This is a genomic window from Lysobacter sp. CFH 32150 (assembly GCF_022758295.1).
Lineage (GTDB): Bacteria > Pseudomonadota > Gammaproteobacteria > Xanthomonadales > Xanthomonadaceae > CFH-32150.
This window is the reverse complement of sequence record NZ_JALDWJ010000002.1, coordinates 154,512-170,132: the sequence shown is the minus strand read 5'-3', so window position 1 is coordinate 170,132 and position 15,621 is coordinate 154,512. Positions and strand designations below refer to the sequence as shown.

The 15,621-nt window shown below is 64.2% G+C and carries 16 protein-coding genes; 4 read left to right on the top strand and 12 right to left on the bottom strand.

Going from position 1 to position 15,621, the window contains the following annotated elements; translation table 11 throughout:
* Window positions 1-50 precede the first annotated feature (50 nt).
* Window positions 51-530, bottom strand: coding sequence for a peroxiredoxin (locus MO486_RS04235; RefSeq protein ID WP_242904813.1), 480 nt, complete (start codon window positions 528-530; stop codon window positions 51-53).
* Window positions 531-680: 150 nt separating this feature from the next.
* On the opposite strand from MO486_RS04235, the gene MO486_RS04230 reads away from it, so the two are divergent.
* Together MO486_RS04230 and MO486_RS04225 are read left to right on the top strand one after the other, a co-directional pair.
* Window positions 681-1,190 carry an Hsp20/alpha crystallin family protein gene (locus MO486_RS04230; RefSeq protein WP_242904811.1) on the top strand — a complete coding sequence of 170 codons (510 nt, stop codon included), beginning with the start codon at window positions 681-683 and terminating at the stop codon, window positions 1,188-1,190.
* An 83-nt stretch (window positions 1,191-1,273) separates the two neighbouring features.
* Window positions 1,274-2,164 carry a DnaJ C-terminal domain-containing protein gene (locus MO486_RS04225; protein WP_242904809.1) on the top strand — a complete coding sequence of 297 codons (891 nt, stop codon included), beginning with the start codon at window positions 1,274-1,276 and terminating at the stop codon, window positions 2,162-2,164.
* Window positions 2,165-2,179: 15 nt separating this feature from the next.
* Here MO486_RS04225 and pilH read toward each other — a convergent pair whose 3' ends face one another.
* From pilH to MO486_RS04170, 11 genes are all read right to left on the bottom strand, one after another.
* On the bottom strand, window positions 2,180-2,545 hold the full coding sequence (gene pilH, locus MO486_RS04220) for a twitching motility response regulator PilH (protein ID WP_242904807.1): 366 nt from the start codon (window positions 2,543-2,545) through the stop codon (window positions 2,180-2,182).
* Between the two features lie 81 nt (window positions 2,546-2,626).
* The gene (locus MO486_RS04215; protein ID WP_242904805.1) at window positions 2,627-3,619 is read right to left on the bottom strand and encodes a YhdH/YhfP family quinone oxidoreductase; all 993 of its coding nucleotides are present in this window, start codon (window positions 3,617-3,619) and stop codon (window positions 2,627-2,629) included.
* Between the two features lie 49 nt (window positions 3,620-3,668).
* Complete coding sequence (locus tag MO486_RS04210; protein WP_242904804.1) at window positions 3,669-3,965, bottom strand: GIY-YIG nuclease family protein; 297 nt, start codon at window positions 3,963-3,965, stop codon at window positions 3,669-3,671.
* Window positions 3,966-4,025: 60 nt separating this feature from the next.
* Entirely contained in the window at window positions 4,026-4,619 is a 594-nt protein-coding gene (locus tag MO486_RS04205) for a TIGR00730 family Rossman fold protein (protein WP_242904803.1), read from the bottom strand.
* A gap of 141 nt (window positions 4,620-4,760) precedes the next feature.
* Window positions 4,761-6,182: a dihydrolipoyl dehydrogenase gene (lpdA, locus tag MO486_RS04200; RefSeq protein WP_242904802.1), complete on the bottom strand. Its 1,422-nt coding sequence runs from the start codon at window positions 6,180-6,182 to the stop codon at window positions 4,761-4,763.
* Window positions 6,183-6,393: 211 nt separating this feature from the next.
* Window positions 6,394-7,584 (bottom strand): dihydrolipoyllysine-residue succinyltransferase, encoded by a 1,191-nt coding sequence (sucB, locus tag MO486_RS04195; protein WP_242904801.1) that lies wholly within the window; start codon window positions 7,582-7,584, stop codon window positions 6,394-6,396.
* Between the two features lie 39 nt (window positions 7,585-7,623).
* Entirely contained in the window at window positions 7,624-10,461 is a 2,838-nt protein-coding gene (locus tag MO486_RS04190; protein ID WP_242904800.1) for a 2-oxoglutarate dehydrogenase E1 component, read from the bottom strand.
* Window positions 10,462-10,767: 306 nt separating this feature from the next.
* Window positions 10,768-11,685: a GNAT family N-acetyltransferase gene (locus tag MO486_RS04185; protein WP_242904798.1), complete on the bottom strand. Its 918-nt coding sequence runs from the start codon at window positions 11,683-11,685 to the stop codon at window positions 10,768-10,770.
* Window positions 11,682-12,833 carry a cupin domain-containing protein gene (locus MO486_RS04180; protein WP_242905334.1) on the bottom strand — a complete coding sequence of 384 codons (1,152 nt, stop codon included), beginning with the start codon at window positions 12,831-12,833 and terminating at the stop codon, window positions 11,682-11,684. The genes MO486_RS04185 and MO486_RS04180 overlap by 4 nt, the downstream gene beginning before the upstream one ends.
* Window positions 12,834-12,904: 71 nt before the next feature.
* Complete coding sequence (locus MO486_RS04175; RefSeq protein ID WP_242904797.1) at window positions 12,905-13,306, bottom strand: VOC family protein; 402 nt, start codon at window positions 13,304-13,306, stop codon at window positions 12,905-12,907.
* 54 nt (window positions 13,307-13,360) lie between these two features.
* Entirely contained in the window at window positions 13,361-13,666 is a 306-nt protein-coding gene (locus tag MO486_RS04170) for a helix-turn-helix domain-containing protein (protein WP_242904796.1), read from the bottom strand.
* Window positions 13,667-13,837: 171 nt separating this feature from the next.
* On the opposite strand from MO486_RS04170, the gene MO486_RS04165 reads away from it, so the two are divergent.
* Together MO486_RS04165 and gstA are read left to right on the top strand one after the other, a co-directional pair.
* A complete protein-coding gene (locus tag MO486_RS04165; RefSeq protein WP_242904795.1) occupies window positions 13,838-14,986 on the top strand; it encodes a nitronate monooxygenase in 1,149 nt (382 codons plus the stop codon).
* On the top strand, window positions 14,983-15,606 hold the full coding sequence (gstA, locus tag MO486_RS04160) for a glutathione transferase GstA (RefSeq protein ID WP_242904794.1): 624 nt from the start codon (window positions 14,983-14,985) through the stop codon (window positions 15,604-15,606). The genes MO486_RS04165 and gstA overlap by 4 nt, the downstream gene beginning before the upstream one ends.
* The last annotated feature ends 15 nt before the right edge of the window (window positions 15,607-15,621 follow it).

Sequence of the window (15,621 nt, the reverse complement as noted above, 5' to 3'; positions counted from 1 at the left end):
CGGCCATTGGCCGCCCGTTTTGCTTGCGAACGTGACTTACCTGGGTCAGATCATGCCAGCTGCGATAGCACGTATTCGGCTGAAGACACCCGGTATTCGCCAGGGGCTTCGACATGCAGTTGTTTGACCACGCCGTCCTCGGCATAGAGCGCGAAACGCCGCGAGCGCGTACCCATCCCGTAGGCGCTGGCGTCCATTTCCAGGCCGAGTGCACGGGTGAAGTCGCCGTTGCCGTCGGCCAGCATCATCAGGCCATCCGGCACATCCTGGCTCTTGCCCCAGGCCTGCATCACGAAGGGATCATTGACCGACATGCAGGCCACATCGATGCCCTTTTCGCGGAATTCGTCGAAGTGCTCGACGAAGCTCGGCAGGTGGCGCTCGGAGCAGGTTGGAGTGAATGCGCCGGGCACAGCGAACAGCACCACCTTCTTGCCGTCGAACAGGGTACGGGTGTCGATGGTTTCGACGCCTTCGCGGATGCGTTGCAGCGGGATTTCGGGCAGGCGGTCGCCGGCTTGGATGGTCATGCAGTTCTCCCTTTGGATGAACGCAGTTTAGACGCGAACCGATAAATCCGCGTCAAGAATCTTGAAACGCCGCCGCTCGTTCGCATCTGATTCCGGACGGCGATTGCCGTCGTGTCCAAGCCAAGGTTCAACGAATAGGAGGTGTATGCGATGAGTATCGTCCGTTACCGCCAGTGGCCGGGCCAGGCGTCCTTGCAGAACGAAATGAAGCAGGCGTTCGACCGCCTGTTCGAAGGCAGTCTCTTCGACCAGGCCGGTTCCGACGACAGCTCCGTGGTCACCAGCCAGTGGGTGCCGCGGGTAGACGTCAAGGAAGAGAACGACCGTTTCGTGCTGTACGCCGATCTGCCAGGCATCGATCCCAATGACATCGAAGTATCGATGGACAAGGGCCTGCTTACGATCAAGGGTGAACGCAGCAGCGAGACGTCCGAACAGACCGACCGCTTCTCGCGCATCGAACGTCGTTACGGCAGCTTCCATCGCCGTTTTGCGCTGCCTGACAGCGCCGATCCGGAGGGTATCCAGGCCCACGGCCGCAACGGAGTGCTGGAAATCACCATTCCCAAGCGGCCTGAGTCCGCGCCCCGGCGCATCCAGGTGGGGCGCTACGAGGAAGAGCGTCCTGCGATCGACGCACCGAAGACGTCGCCGCACTGACGCGCTGCAGTCCTTCGCTGCGTTAATCTTCTGGCCCGCGTCGACCTGTCGCGGGCCAGATTCTTTGTCGCGGATGGCCACGCATGCAATTCAAGGACTACTACGAAATCCTCGGCGTCGAACCCGGTGCGGGCGAGGCGGAGATCAAGACCGCGTATCGACGCCTGGCGCGCAAATACCATCCGGACGTCAGCAAGGAAGCCGGCGCCGAGGAAAAATTCAAGGCGATCAACGAAGCGTACGAGGCGTTGCGCGATCCGCAGAAACGTACGGCCTACGACCGGTTGCGCGCACGCGGTTATCGACCCGGCGATGAAGTACAGCCGCCGCCGGGTGGCTTCGGTGGCGGTCCTGGCGGATTCGATTTCGAGGAAATCTTCGCCGGCGGAGGCGCCGGGGGTGGTTTCAGCGATTTCTTCGAATCGCTATTCGGGCGTCAGCGCGGCGGTTTCGGCCAGCAGCCGGGGCGGGGCCCGCAACCGCGTGGCGACACGCGAGCGAAACTCGCGGTGCCGCTGGAAGCGGTCTACGAAGGCGGCAGCGTGCGCATCGGGATCAACGGTAAGACCCTGGATGTGCGCGTGCCCAAGGGCGTGCGACCGGGGCAGGTGATCAGGCTGGCCGGACAGGGCGCGCAAGGCGACTTGTTGCTTGAAATCGAATACGCCGCCCACCCACGATTCGAAGTCGACGGTCGCAACATCGTCCATGTGTTGGCAGTCGCCCCTTGGGAGGCGGCGCTCGGTGCCACCGTTAGCGTGCCAACGCTGGGTGGGCCGGTCGAGCTGAAGATCCCGGCCGATTCCGAAGCCGGGCGCAAGCTGCGCCTGCGCGGACGCGGGCTGCCAGGCACGCCGCCTGGCGATCAGATCGTCGAATTGGAAGTGCTGGCGCCGCGCGTCCACAACGACACGCAGCGCGAGGCTTACCGGATGATGCGCGACGCGTTTGGCGACGACTGGCGTCGCGCGTGAGGTTTCGCTGCGAAGTCAGGCGCCCAGCATCTGCTGGATCATGTCCGCCAGTTCGGTTTCGCTGAATGGCTTGGTGATGTAGGCCTTGGCGCCCTGGCGCATGCCCCAGACGCGGTCGGTGTCCTGGTCCTTTGTTGTCACCAGCACGATCGGGATGTGCTTGGTCGTGGGTTCGCGCGAAATCGAGCGCGTCGCCTGGAACCCGTTGAGGTTGGGCATTACCACATCCATGAGGATCAAGTCGGGCAGTTCGCGCTTGGCCGCTTCGACGCCGGCGGCGCCGTCTTCGGCGGTCAAGGCCTCATGACCGAGTTTTTCGACGATGCGCCGGATGCCCATCAACTGGGAAGGTGAATCGTCGACGATCAGGATGCGTGCCATCTGTGGTCCCCAAGAGTACGAGTCGATTGTAGCGGTCGGACACGACACCGCAAGGTGGGCCTGTTGACCATACGGAGCAGGTCAAACCGCAACGACCGTCCGTCCGAGCGAGCCGCCCGCCAGCATGGTGGCGAACACTTCGGGCAACTGCTCCAGCCCGACTTCGCGGGTGCAGATGCGTTCCAGGTGCGCCGGCTTCCAGTCGCTGGCCAGGTGCTGCCAGACGGCTTCCCGGATATCGCGCGCGGTGCCCGCCGAGGCCACGCCCAGCAGCGACACGCCGCGGATGATGAACGGCATCACGGTTGTGTCGAGCGCATGGGTCGCCGCCAGGCCGGCGCTGGCGACGTTGCCGTAGGGGGCGGTCTGCGCGAGCAGGCTGGCCAGCATCGGCCCACCGACGTTATCGAGGCCGCCGCCGAAACGGACGGATTCCATCGGTTTCGTGGTCGCAAGCGCATCCCGTCCGAGTACCTGTGCGGCACCGACCGAATGCAGGTAGTCGGTGTGTTTGGTCTTGCCGCTGATCGCATGCACTTCGAAGCCGGCACGGCTGAAGATGTCGATCGCCAGCGAACCGACGCCGCCGGTCGCGCCGGTCACGGCCAGCGGGCCAAGCTCCGGTGTCTGCCGGTTCTCACGCATGCGGAACAACGCCAGCGCTGCAGTGAAGCCAGCGGTACCGAGGATCATGCTTTCGCGCAGGCTCAACTCTTGCGGGAGTGGAATCGCCCATTGCGATTCGATCCGCGCGTATTCGGAATAACCGCCATCGCGGGTCTCGCTCAACCCACACCCGGTGACCAGCACTGCGTCGCCTTCCTTGAATTTCGGATCGGTCGACGCGACGACATGCCCGGCGACATCGATGCCGCCGACCAGCGGGAATTTCCGCAGGATCTTGCCTTGGCCGGTGCCGGCGAGCGCATCCTTGAAGTTGACCGAGGAATAGGCGGTCTTGATGACGATTTCGCCGGGTGCGAGATCGTCAAGCGCGATCGACTCGATGCCGCTGCGGTAGCCGGTGGCATCGTTGTGGATGCGGAAGGCGTTGAAACGTACGGGAATTGCCATGCTTTTGCTCGTCATTCCAGCGAAAGCTGGAATCCATTTTGACCTTGCTTCAGATGATATCTGGATACAGATCGCGCCAGTCCAGGTTCCCGGATTCAATCAACTCGATCTTCCACGTCCGCTTCCAGGCTTTGATGGCCTTTTCCCGTAGGATCGCCGAGTCCATGGTGCCGTGAAGTTCGTACCAAACAAGGCCATGGATTCGGTATTGCTTGGTAAATCCATCGACTTGGTTATTCTTGTGCTGCCAGACACGCTGAATCAGATCAGATGTCACACCCACGTAGAGCGTGCCGCGTATTGCACTGGCGAGGATGTATACAGCTGGCTGAATCGTGCGGGTCACGAATAAGGGCGAAAGGTCAAAATGGATCCCAGCCTTCGCTGGGATGACGGCAAGAGCAAACTAGCGCAAATCCCCGCGCCGTTTCTGGTCGAGCCATTTCGAAGACCGCGCCGGCTGGTAGGCGCGCATCCACGCGAACAGGTCGTCGATATCATCGCCGTGCCACAGGTCACGGCGCTGGTCGGCGTGCAGGAAGCGTTCTTCGACCATGCGGTCCATCATCGCGATCAGCGGCGCGTAGAAACCATCGACGTCGAGGAAGGCGCAAGGCTTGTCGCCCAGGCCGAGCTGGCGCCAGGTCAGCATCTCGAACATCTCGTCCAGCGTGCCGAAGCCGCCGGGCAGGGCAATGAAGGCATCGCTGAGATCGAACATGCGTGCCTTGCGCTCGTGCATGTTGGCGACGACTTCGAGGCGGGTGATGTCGTGGTGGGCGACTTCCCAGCCGACCAGTTGCTCGGGGATCACGCCGATGACTTCGCCGCCGGCTTCGAGTGCGGCGTCCGCGAGGGTGCCCATCAGGCCGACGTTGCCCCCGCCATAGACCAACGTGAGTTTTTCCTGCGCAAGACGCGTGCCGAGTGCGATGGCGCGCTCGGCGTAAGCCGGCTTGCTGCCAGCGTTGGAGCCGCAATAGACGCAGACTGCCTGCATGGATCTCCGTCGCGATCGGCTGTTGGCCCTAGCCCCTAAGTTAGGGGCGGTTCGCGCCGTAGGCGCGAAAGGGCGGGTATGGCCTGCAATTTCGGGCCCCGAAGTTTGCGCAGCAAACTTTGGGTGTTCATAAGGCCAATGTTAGTTGGCCTTATGAATCGCGCGCTTGTCCACCGCCATGGCGGCGTCGTGGATCGCTTCCGACAACGTCGGGTGCGCGTGGCAGATGCGGGCGAGGTCGTCGGCCGAACCGTGGAATTCCATGGTCAGCACGCCTTCGTGCACGAGCTCGGACACGCCCACGCCGACCAGGTGCATGCCGAGCACGCGATCGGTTTCAGCGTGCGCGATCACCTTGACGAAGCCAGCCGGCTCGCCCATCGCCACCGCGCGTCCGATCGCAGCGAACGGGAAGCTGCCGGTCTTGTACGGGGTACCGTCGGCCTTGAGCTGCTGTTCGGTCTTGCCGACCCAGGCGATTTCCGGCTCGGTGTAGATCACCCACGGAATGGTGTCGAGGTTGACGTGGCCCGGCAGGCCGGCGATCAGCTCGGCGACTGCGATGCCTTCCTCGAAACCCTTATGCGCCAGCATCGGACCGCGCACGCAGTCTCCGATCGCCCAGACACCGTCGACGCCGGTGTGGCAGTGCTCGTCGACTTCGATCATGCCGCGCGCATCGAGCTTGACGCCCGTGCCTTCGGCCAGCAGGCCCTTGGTGGCGGCGCGACGGCCGACCGAGACCAGCAACTTGTCGAACACAATCGCCTGCTCGCCCTTGGTGTCGGCGTAGGTGACGTGCACGCCATCCTTCTTGACGTCGGCCTTGCTGACCTTGGCGCCGAGGCGGATGTCGAGCCCCTGTTTCTTGAATTCCTTCGCGGCGGTCTTCGCGACTTCGGCATCGGCGGCGGCGAGGAAGTCGGGCAGGGCTTCGAGGATGGTGACTTCGCTGCCGAGGCGCTTCCACACGCTGCCCAGCTCGAGGCCGATCACGCCCGCGCCGATCACGCCAAGGCGCTTCGGCACGGCGGTGAAGTCGAGCGCGCCGACGTTGTCGACGATGTGTTCGCCGAACTTGGCGAACGGCAGTTCGATCGAGTCCGAACCGGCGGCAAGGATGACGTTCGTCGCCTTCAGTTCGACTTCGGAACCATCATGCTGTTTCACCTTGACGACGTTGCCGGCATGGAGCGTGCCGAAGCCGTAGTACGGCGTCACCTTGTTCGCCTTGAACAGCATCGCGATGCCGCCGGTGAACTGCTTCACGATCTTGTCCTTGCGGCCGACCATGGTCGCGACGTCGATCTTCGCGTCCTTGGTGGTGATGCCGTGCTCGCCGAATAGGTGCTGCAGATTGTAGAACTGGCGCGAGCTGTCGAGCAGCGCCTTCGACGGGATGCAGCCGACGCGCAGGCAGGTGCCACCGAGTGCCGGTTTGCCGTCCTTGCCGAGCGCTGCGTCGATGCACGCGGTCTTCAGGCCGAGTTGCGCGGCACGGATCGCGGCGTGGTAGCCGGCAGGGCCGGCGCCGATGACGACTACGTCGAATTGCTCGCTCATTGTTTTCTTGTCCTTTGTCTTTCCCTTCTCCCCTCGGGAGAAGGTGCCCGAAGGGCGGATGAGGGGCGGCGGAGCGGTGCTAGCAGCAGATTGCGATGCGGGCTATTCACCCTTGTTACCGCTTGAGTATCAGTGCTTCGTCACCCCTCACCCCAACCCCTCTCACCTCTGGACACCCTTCGGGCGCCGCTGGGAGAGGGGTTCAAAGCAATTACATGCCAAGCAGCATGCGGTGCGGATTCTCGAGCTGGTTCTTGATATCGACCAGGAACAGCACCGCGTCCTTGCCATCGATGATGCGGTGGTCGTAGCTCAGCGCGATGTACATCATTGGCGCGGCGACGACGGCGCCGCCCTCGACGATCGCGCGTTCCTTGATCGCGTGCATGCCGAGGATCGCCGACTGCGGCGGATTGACGATCGGCGTCGACATCAGCGAGCCGAAGGTGCCGCCGTTGGTGATGGTGAAGGTGCCGCCCTGGAGGTCTTCCAGGCCGAGCTTGCCGTCGCGCGCCTTCTTGGCGTACTCGGCGATCTGCGCTTCGATTTCGGCGAAGCCCAGGCGATCGACGTTGCGCACGACCGGCGTGACCAAGCCCTTGTCGGTCGATACGGCGATCGAGATGTCGGCATAACCGTGGTAGATCACGTCGTTGCCGTCGACCGATGCGTTGACGATCGGATGACGCTGCAGCGCGTTCGCCGCGGCCTTGGCGAAGAAGCTCATGAAGCCGAGCTTGATGCCGTTGGCTTTCTCGAAGGCCTCACCCAGCTCCTTCCGCATCGCCATGACCTTGCCGAGGTTGACTTCGTTGAACGAGGTCAGCATCGCGATCGAGTTCTTCGATTGCATCAGGCGTTCGGCGATGCGCGCGCGCATGCGCGTCATCGGCACGCGCTCTTCCGGGCGCGTGCCAGCAGGCACAGGGGACTTGGCGTAATTGATGAGGTCTTCCTTGGTGACCGCACCCTTACGGCCGGTACCTTCGACCTGCGACGGATCGATGCCTTCCTTCACCGCGGTGAAGCGCGCGCCCGGCGGCAGATCAGCCGCGCCGGCAGCAGCCTTCGGCGCCTCGATCTTGGCGGCAGCGGGTGCCGCAGCCTTGGCGGGCTCGGCAGCCTTCGGCGCTTCGGTTTTGGCCGGCGCAGCGGCAGCGACGGCACCTTCCTCGATCACCGCGATGACTTGCTGGCTGGTGACGGTGGCGCCGGCTTCGAACTTGAGTTCCTTGAGCACGCCATCGACCGGCGAGGGCACTTCGAGCACGACCTTGTCCGTCTCGAGGTCGAGCAGGTTCTCGTCGCGCTTGACCGCGTCGCCCGCCTTCTTGTGCCAAGCGGCGATGGTGGCGTCGGAAACGGATTCGGGCAGAACCGGGACTTTGACTTCGATGGCCATTTCGGCGTCCTAGAAATTAATTCGAATGAAGTAGAAAAGTTATTCCGCGCACTGGTCGCCGTTGCAGGCGTTGACCAGCGCATCGGCGACGAGTTGGGTCTGTTCGGCGACGTGCTCGGCGAAGTGGCCGGCGGCCGGCGAGGGTGAGCGCGCGCGGCCGGCGTAATGCAGCGTCTGTTTCGGCTGCAGGCAGCTGCGGAGGTGATGCTGGATCTGGTACCAGGCGCCCTGGTTCTGGGGCTCTTCCTGGCACCACACCACTTCCTTGACGGCGGCGAAGCGCTTCAACTCTTCGACCAGCTCGGAACGCGGGAACGGGTACAACTGTTCGACGCGGATGATCGCGACGTCGTCGAGGCCCTGCTTCTGCGCTTCTTCCAGCAGATCGTAGTAGACCTTGCCGGAACAGACCACAACGCGCCTGGCCTTCTTGGCGTTCGCAGTGGTGTCGGGGATCAAACGCTGGAACGTGCCGTTGGCGAGTTCATCGAGCGACGATACCGCCAGCTTGTGGCGCAGCAGCGATTTCGGCGTCATCACCACCAGCGGCTTGCGCGTGGTCATGCGCTGCTGGCGGCGGATCATGTGGAAGGCCTGCGCCGGTGTCGTCGGCGCGCACACCAGCATGTTGTCGAGCGCGCACAGCTGCAGGAAGCGCTCCAGGCGTGCCGAGCTGTGCTCAGGGCCTTGCCCTTCGTAACCATGCGGCAGGAACAACGCCAGGCCACACAGACGGCCCCACTTGGCTTCGCCCGAGGACAGGAACTGATCGATGACAACCTGTGCGCCGTTGGCGAAGTCGCCGAACTGCGCTTCCCAGATATCGAGCGTCATCGGATCGGCAGTGGCGAAACCATATTCGAACGCCATCACCGCTTCTTCGCTCAACAGCGAATCGATGATGGTGACGCTCTGCGGGTTCTGCACCAGCTGGCGCAGCGGCAAGTAGTAAGCGTCGGTGTTCTGGTCGTGCAGCACCGCGTGGCGATGGAAGAACGTGCCGCGGCCGCAGTCCTGGCCGACCAGGCGCAGCTTGTAGCCTTCCTCAAGCAGCGTTGCGTAGGCGAGGTTCTCGGCGAACCCCCAGTCGCCCGCTTGTTCACCAGCCGCCATCTTGCGGCGGTCTTCATAGATCTTGGCGACGCGCGGATGCAGTTTGACTGTGTCCGGGATCGCATTGATCGCCGCGGCGAGCTTGTCCAGCGCAGCGCGCTTGACTGTCGTATCGGTCTTGTCCACCAGCTTGCCGCTGAGGTATTTGCTCCAGTCGACGGTGAATTCGTCGGCCTTGACCTGTACCAGTTCGGTAGTGACTTCACCGGCGTCGAGCTTGTCGCGGTAGGCGTCGACCACGGCCTTGGCGGCCTCGGCGGTGACGCTGCCTTCGGCGGCGAGGCGGTCGGCGTACAACTCGCGCGTCGTCTTGTGGGCGCGGATTTTCTGGTACATCAGCGGCTGCGTCGCCGCCGGCTCATCGGCCTCGTTGTGGCCATGGCGGCGGTAGCAGACGAGGTCGATGACCACGTCCTTGCCGAAGCGCTGGCGGAAATCGAAAGCGAGTTCGGCGCAGAACACGACGGCTTCAGGATCGTCGCCGTTCACATGCAGAATCGGCGCGCCGACCATCTTGGCGACGTCGGTGCAGTACAGCGTGGAGCGTGCGTCTTCGGCGGCGCTGGTGGTGAAACCAACCTGGTTGTTGATGACAACGTGGATGGTGCCGCCAACGGCGAAACCGCGCGCTTGCGACATCTGGAACAGCTCCATCACCACGCCCTGGCCGGCGAACGCAGCGTCGCCGTGCAGGAGCACCGGCAACACTGTCTTGCGTTCCTTGTCGCCGCGACGGGTCTGCCGTGAGCGTACGCTGCCGACAACCACGGGATCGACGATTTCCAGGTGCGAGGGGTTGAATGCGAGTGCGAGGTGCACGGGACCGCCGGGCGTGCCGATGTCGGCGCTGAAACCCATGTGGTACTTCACGTCGCCGGTGTGGGCGATGTCGCCCCCGACGTGTTCGAACTTGCCTTCGAATTCGTCGAACAACTTGCGCGGCGACTTGCCGAGCGTGTTGACCAGTACGTTGAGGCGGCCGCGATGAGCCATGCCCATCACGACTTCCTTGACGCCGGCTTCGCCGCCGCGACGGATCATGACGTCGAGCAAGGGGATCAGGCTGTCGCCGCCTTCCAGCGAGAAACGCTTCTGGCCGACGTACTTGGTGTGCAGGTAGCGTTCCAGGCCTTCGGCCGCGCTCAGGCGCTCGAGGATGCGCACCTTGGCCTCCGGCGAGCGACCGTAGTTGCCGGCGGCGGTTTCCAGGCGTTCGTACACCCAACGCCGTTGCTCGGCGTCGGTGATGTGCATGAACTCGGCGCCGATCGAGCCGGTGTACGTGGCCTTGAGCAGCTTCAGCAGGTCACCGAGCTTCATCCGCTCGCGTCCGGCCACGCCGCCGGTGCTGAACTCGGTGTTCTGGTCGCTCTCCGAGAGGCGATGGAAGCCCAGCGCCAGGTCCGGCGCTGCCGGCATGATCATCATGCCCAGCGGGTCGAGGTTGGCGGCAAGGTGCCCGCGCGATCGATAGGCGGTGATCAGCTTGCCTACCGCACGTTCACGCTCGTCACCGGCCGCGCTGGTGCCGCCACCGTCGAGCATGCCGCGTGCGGCACGACGCCCGGCGACGGCGATCTGGTCGATCACCACCGAATGCGGGATGTCACCGGCTTCGCGGCCTTTCAGCGCGTCGAAATAGGCTTTCCATTTCGCCCCGACGCTGTCGGGGGCGACCAGGTACTGCTCGTATAGATCCTCGATGAAAGCGGCATTGGCGCCGAGTTGCGAGGACTGGGCAAACTGCTTCAGGAGACTGTCCACTATGGCGTCGGGAAGCTCTAAATGAGGGCAAGCGGCTGATCCGACGGGATTTTTGGTCCACGTCGGTGCGTCCGTAAGGTGGGCGCGAAAGGTCTGGAATTATAGCCGGAGCTGTTGCCGCGCTGCATCAAATGACGTTGCTGTGCTTTCCCTTCTCCCAGCGGAGAAGGTGCCCGGAGGGCGGATGAGGGGCGGCGGAGCAAGGATGTTGAAGCTTGCCGCGGGACTTGCCGAGTTCGATCGCGGGGTTTGAGAACTATCGCTTCTTCGCCCCTCACCCCAACCCCTCTCCCGGTGGGAGAGGGCTCAAATCCCAAGAGCGCGATATTCGGTCACTAGCCGCGCGCGCTCCCAAACCGCGGTAAACGCGCCGCGTAGCTGCCGCGCCCGTCCGGGAGAGTGCAGGTCGGCCTCGCCGTCGAAACGGTGGCCGAGACTGCGGAAGTAGTAGCCCCCGGCGTCATTGGCGACGTAGGCGGAGGGATAGTCGCGATCGATCTGCTCGGCGACCTCGCGGAACAGGAACACGCTCGGCAGCCGTTGCGCCAGCAGTAATAGCGGTGCATGCGCGCGTTGCGGCGTGGCCGCGTCCTGCAACAGGAAGCGCGCCTCGTTGCCGCGGCCGGCGGTGCCGAAGCGACGCAGCGCGTCGATGATTTCCGGTGCGTCGAACAGGCTGGGATCGAGTTCGCGGCTGTAGATCCAAAGGCAACGACGAGCCGAGGCGATCAGGGCGCTGGTGACCGCGATGGCCGATTCGCGATCCTCGATCGCAGTCGGCCCGGACAGCGCGCGGTGCATCGCCTGGTGTTCGATGCCGGCTTCCCAGAAGCGTTCACCATAGGGCACGAAGCCATGGCGGGCGTAGAAATCGATGGCCGACACCTGGGCATTGAGCGCCACTTCGCGCCAGCCACGCAGCTGGGCCTCGCCGATCAGCGCCATCAGCAGCGCATCGCCGACGCCTTTGCCGCGCCATTCCTCCAGCACGGCCATGCGCCCGATCTTGTGCTCCGGAGTGAGCCGGCCGGTGCCGATCGGCGTGCCGTCGAGTGCACGCGCGAGTACGTGCACGCAATGCGGGTCGAGCGCGTCCCATTCTTCTTCCACCGGGACGTTTTGCTCCTGCACGAACACGATCTCGCGCACTGCGCGCAACTCGGCCATGCCGCGCTCGTATTCGATGGTGTCGACGCGGAACGGTTGGAGGGTGTCGGTGCTCATTCTTCCTCGTCCAGTTGCATCTGATAGTGGCCGCTGGCGAACAATTCGATCACCGCATCGCGACCGGCCTGCGACAACGCGGCGTAGATCGCGCCATCGATGGCGCTTGCCGCCGCCAGCCGCTGCGCATCGCGCGCCGGCAATGCCAGTTCGCGACCGCTGACGTACAAACGCGCCCCTTTGCCGGCCTTGCGCCATGCCATCCGCGACCACGGATGGCGCAGCAGCTGCGCGCCATGGCCGAGGTCCCATTCGACCTCGATCCGGGGGGGCGGCGTCTGCAGCGGCGCCAGTTCGCCTGCACTCCGATATAACGTGATGAAGCGGCCAAACCAGTCACCGAGGCGGTCGGGGTCGTTCATCCGCAATGCGTTCAGGGCTGCAACGACTCGCGTCATGGCGGCAGCATCAATCTCGTTCGGGTCGCCAGCCGGGGCCAGGTCAGGGTCGCGGTAACGCAGCGCCTCGTCGGCTTCGGCGGCCAGGGTATCGACGAAATCGCCGAGCAACTCCGCGGCTGACGGTGCGCGCATGCCGATCGAAAACGTCAGGCAGGCGTCCTCGGCCACGCCGTGGTGCGGTACGCCCGGTGGCAGGTAGAGCATGTCGCCCGGGCCGAGCACCCAATCGTGGCTCGGGTGGAACTCGCGCAGCAATTTCAGCTCGACGTCGTCGCGGAATGCCGTCGGTGGGGCTTCTTGTCCAAGAGCCTGACGCGCATCGATCTGCCAGCGCCTGTGACCCTCCGCCTGCAGCAGGAAGACGTCGTATTGATCGACATGCGCGCCGACCGAACCGCCAGGCGCGGCGAACGACACCATCACGTCGTCGATGCGCCAGCGAGGCAGGAAGTCGAATGCCGGCAGCAGTGCGGCGACGTCCATGTCCCACTTGTCCACGTCCTGGACCAGCAACGTCCAGTCGTGGTCGCCGAGTTGCGGGAACATCGCTTCCTCGAACGGGCCATGGCGCAGCAGCCACTTGTCGCTGGCGCGGTCATGCGCGACCAGCCGTGACAGCGCGGTCTCCTCGCAGGCCAGGCCGGCAAGGTCTTCCGGCGACATCGGTGAAATGAAGCCGGGAAAGGCGTTGCGGATCAGCAGCGGCTGCTTCTGCCAGTAATCGCGCAGGAACTGCGCCGGTGGCATGCCGAGCGGGGGCAGGGTCGCGGCATCGACTTCGAGCGGCAGCAGCGCGGCTTTCGACGTGGAAGCCTTCTTCATGGCGTCGCGATCTCGTCGTAGCCACGGCCTTCGAATTGCAGCAGGCACCAGCCGTGGCCGAACGGATCGGCCAGCTGCACGATGCGGCCCCAGCCGGCTTCGCGCACCGCGCCCTCCTGGATCGCGCCTGCTGCAACTGCGCGGATCAGCGCGCTGTCGAGATCGTCGACCACGACATCGACATGCAGTGGTGTCCAGTGGCGCAGATAGTCGCGCGTCGAAGCGCCGGCGCCGATGCTGCCGGCGTGCTTGTGCAGCAGGTAGATCGGTATCTGGGCGCCGAGCAACTCCAGTGCGTCTTCACCGAAGTGCCGCCCTGGGTGCAGTCCGAAGGCATGCGTATAGAACCGTTCCGCGGCGGCGAGGTCCGCCACATCGATGTTGAGCAATAGCTTCATGATGCGTGCCACGTCCTATGCAGCGGGGGATCAGGCCGATTTTACTGGCAGACCCTACTTGCCGGCGGGTCTACGCTTTGTGTGCACTTGGGCCTTGAGCTTGGTGCCGACCTCGACGATGGCCTTGATCGCAGGGATCAGCTCGTGGCCCAGTGCGGTCAACGTGTATTCCACCGACGGCGGCGAAGTCGCCAGCACGCGCCGCCCGATCAGGCCCTTGCCTTCGAGTTCGCGCAGGCGCGCGCTCAGCACGCGCGCGGAGATGCGCGGGATGTCGTGGCGCAACTCGCCGAAGCGGCGCGGGCCGGCGCTGAGGTACCAGATGACATTCGGGGCCCACGCGCCACGCAGCAGCGACATGCACTCTGTGAGCGGGCATATCGGCGGCGGCGCGTCGACTTTGCTTTTTCTGAGCGGCAGGCCCATGCGTGCGACACAACCTGTTTTTGGGATGGAGATTTCCTGGTTACCGGATGGATACCACATTCTGTTGCTAACCACCAGTTATGAGGTATCCGTTAGTAACCTGGTATGGATAGGATACGCCCCTCGACCATTTCCTGGGGCTGCGGCATGGAGCACGGCGGTAAAAACGAGGCGACGAGTCGCCTGGGCATCGAACATCCGATCATCCAGGGGCCGTTCGGCGGTGGTTTGTCGACGGCGAAACTCGCCGCGACGGTTTCGAATCTCGGCGGGCTGGGTTCGTTCGGTGCGCACATGCTGCAACCCGGCGACATCGGGCGGGTGGCCAACGACATCCGTGCGCTGACGTCGCAGCCGTTCGCCATGAACCTGTGGGTGTCCGATCACGATGCCGGCGGGCTGGATCTGGATGACGCCACGTTCGAGCACGGCTGGCGCCTGTTCGAACCGTATTTCCGCGAACTCGGCGTGGCCAAGCCCGAGCGCTTCGAGCGTGGCCATCCGTCATTCGATATGCAGATCGAAGCGTTGTTGGAAGCCCGGCCGCCGGCTTTCAGTTTCGTATTCGGTATCCCATCAGAAACGATCCTGGCCGAATGCCGCCGTCGCGGTATTGCCACCATCGGCGCGGCGACTTCGATTGCCGAAGCTCAGGCACTCGATGCCGCCGGCGTCGACCTGATCGTGGCAACTGGCGCCGAAGCCGGCGGTCATCGTCCGTCTTTCCTCGCGCCCGCCGAGGAATCGCTGATGGGCACGCTGACGCTGGTGCAGTTGGTCAGCGATCGCGTGAAAGCGCCGGTGATCGCCGCGGGTGGCATCGTCGATGCCCGCGGCATCCGCGCCGCGCTCGCGCTCGGTGCTCAGGCGGTGCAGATCGGCACGGCGTTCCTCGCCTGCGAAGAATCCGGCACCACCAGCGCGCACCGCGATGTGCTCTTCAGTGAGCGCGCGCAGCACACCACGCTGACCCGCGCCTTCACTGGACGCCTCGCGCGTGGCGTTCGCAATCGCTGGACCGAGGAGCAGCGCCTCGCGGAGCTGCCGCCATTCCCGATCACCAGCTGGTTCCTCTCGAAACTGCGCCCGGCCGCCATCGCCGCAGGCCGCACCGACCTGGTGTCGCTGTGGAGCGGCCAGGTCGCCCCCAATCTCCGCCACCGCAGCGCAGTGGCGTTGATGCAATCGCTGTTGTCCGAGCTGCCTTACAACAGTTTGTCCCCACTCCCCCAAGAAGAGGAAACCTTTGCATGAAGCTTTATTACGCTCCCGGCGTCTGCTCGCTTGCATCGCACATCGTCGCCCATGAAGCCGGTATCGATCTTTCGATCGAGAAGGTCGATACCAAAGCCAAACGCACCGAAACCGGACGCGACTACCTGGAAGTCACTCCGAAGGGCTACGTGCCCGCGCTGGAGTTTGATGACGGCGAGGTGCTGACCGAAGGCCCGGCCATCCTGCAGTATCTGGCAGACCTGAAGCCGGAGAGCGGCCTGGCACCGGCGAACGGCACGCTGGCGCGCTCGCGCCTGCAGGAGACGCTCGGATATATCAATTCCGAGATCCACAAGAGCTATAGCCCGCTGTTCAATCCGGCGACGTCCGCCGAAGTACGCGACGAACGCAAGGCCTACCTGCGCAAGCGCTACGACCTGCTCGACAAGAAGCTGGCGCAACAATCGTGGCTGCAGGGCGACACCTTCACCGTGGCCGATGCCTACCTCTTTGTGGTCACCAACTGGGCGAAGGGGGCCGAGCTCGACCTGTCGGAATTTTCCGCATTGACGGTGTTCCAGCAACGCGTCGCGGCGCGCCCGGCAGTCCAGGCGGCGATGCAGGCTGAAGGGTTGATCAAGGCTGCCAAGGCCGCCTGAGCCGGCGGCATCGAT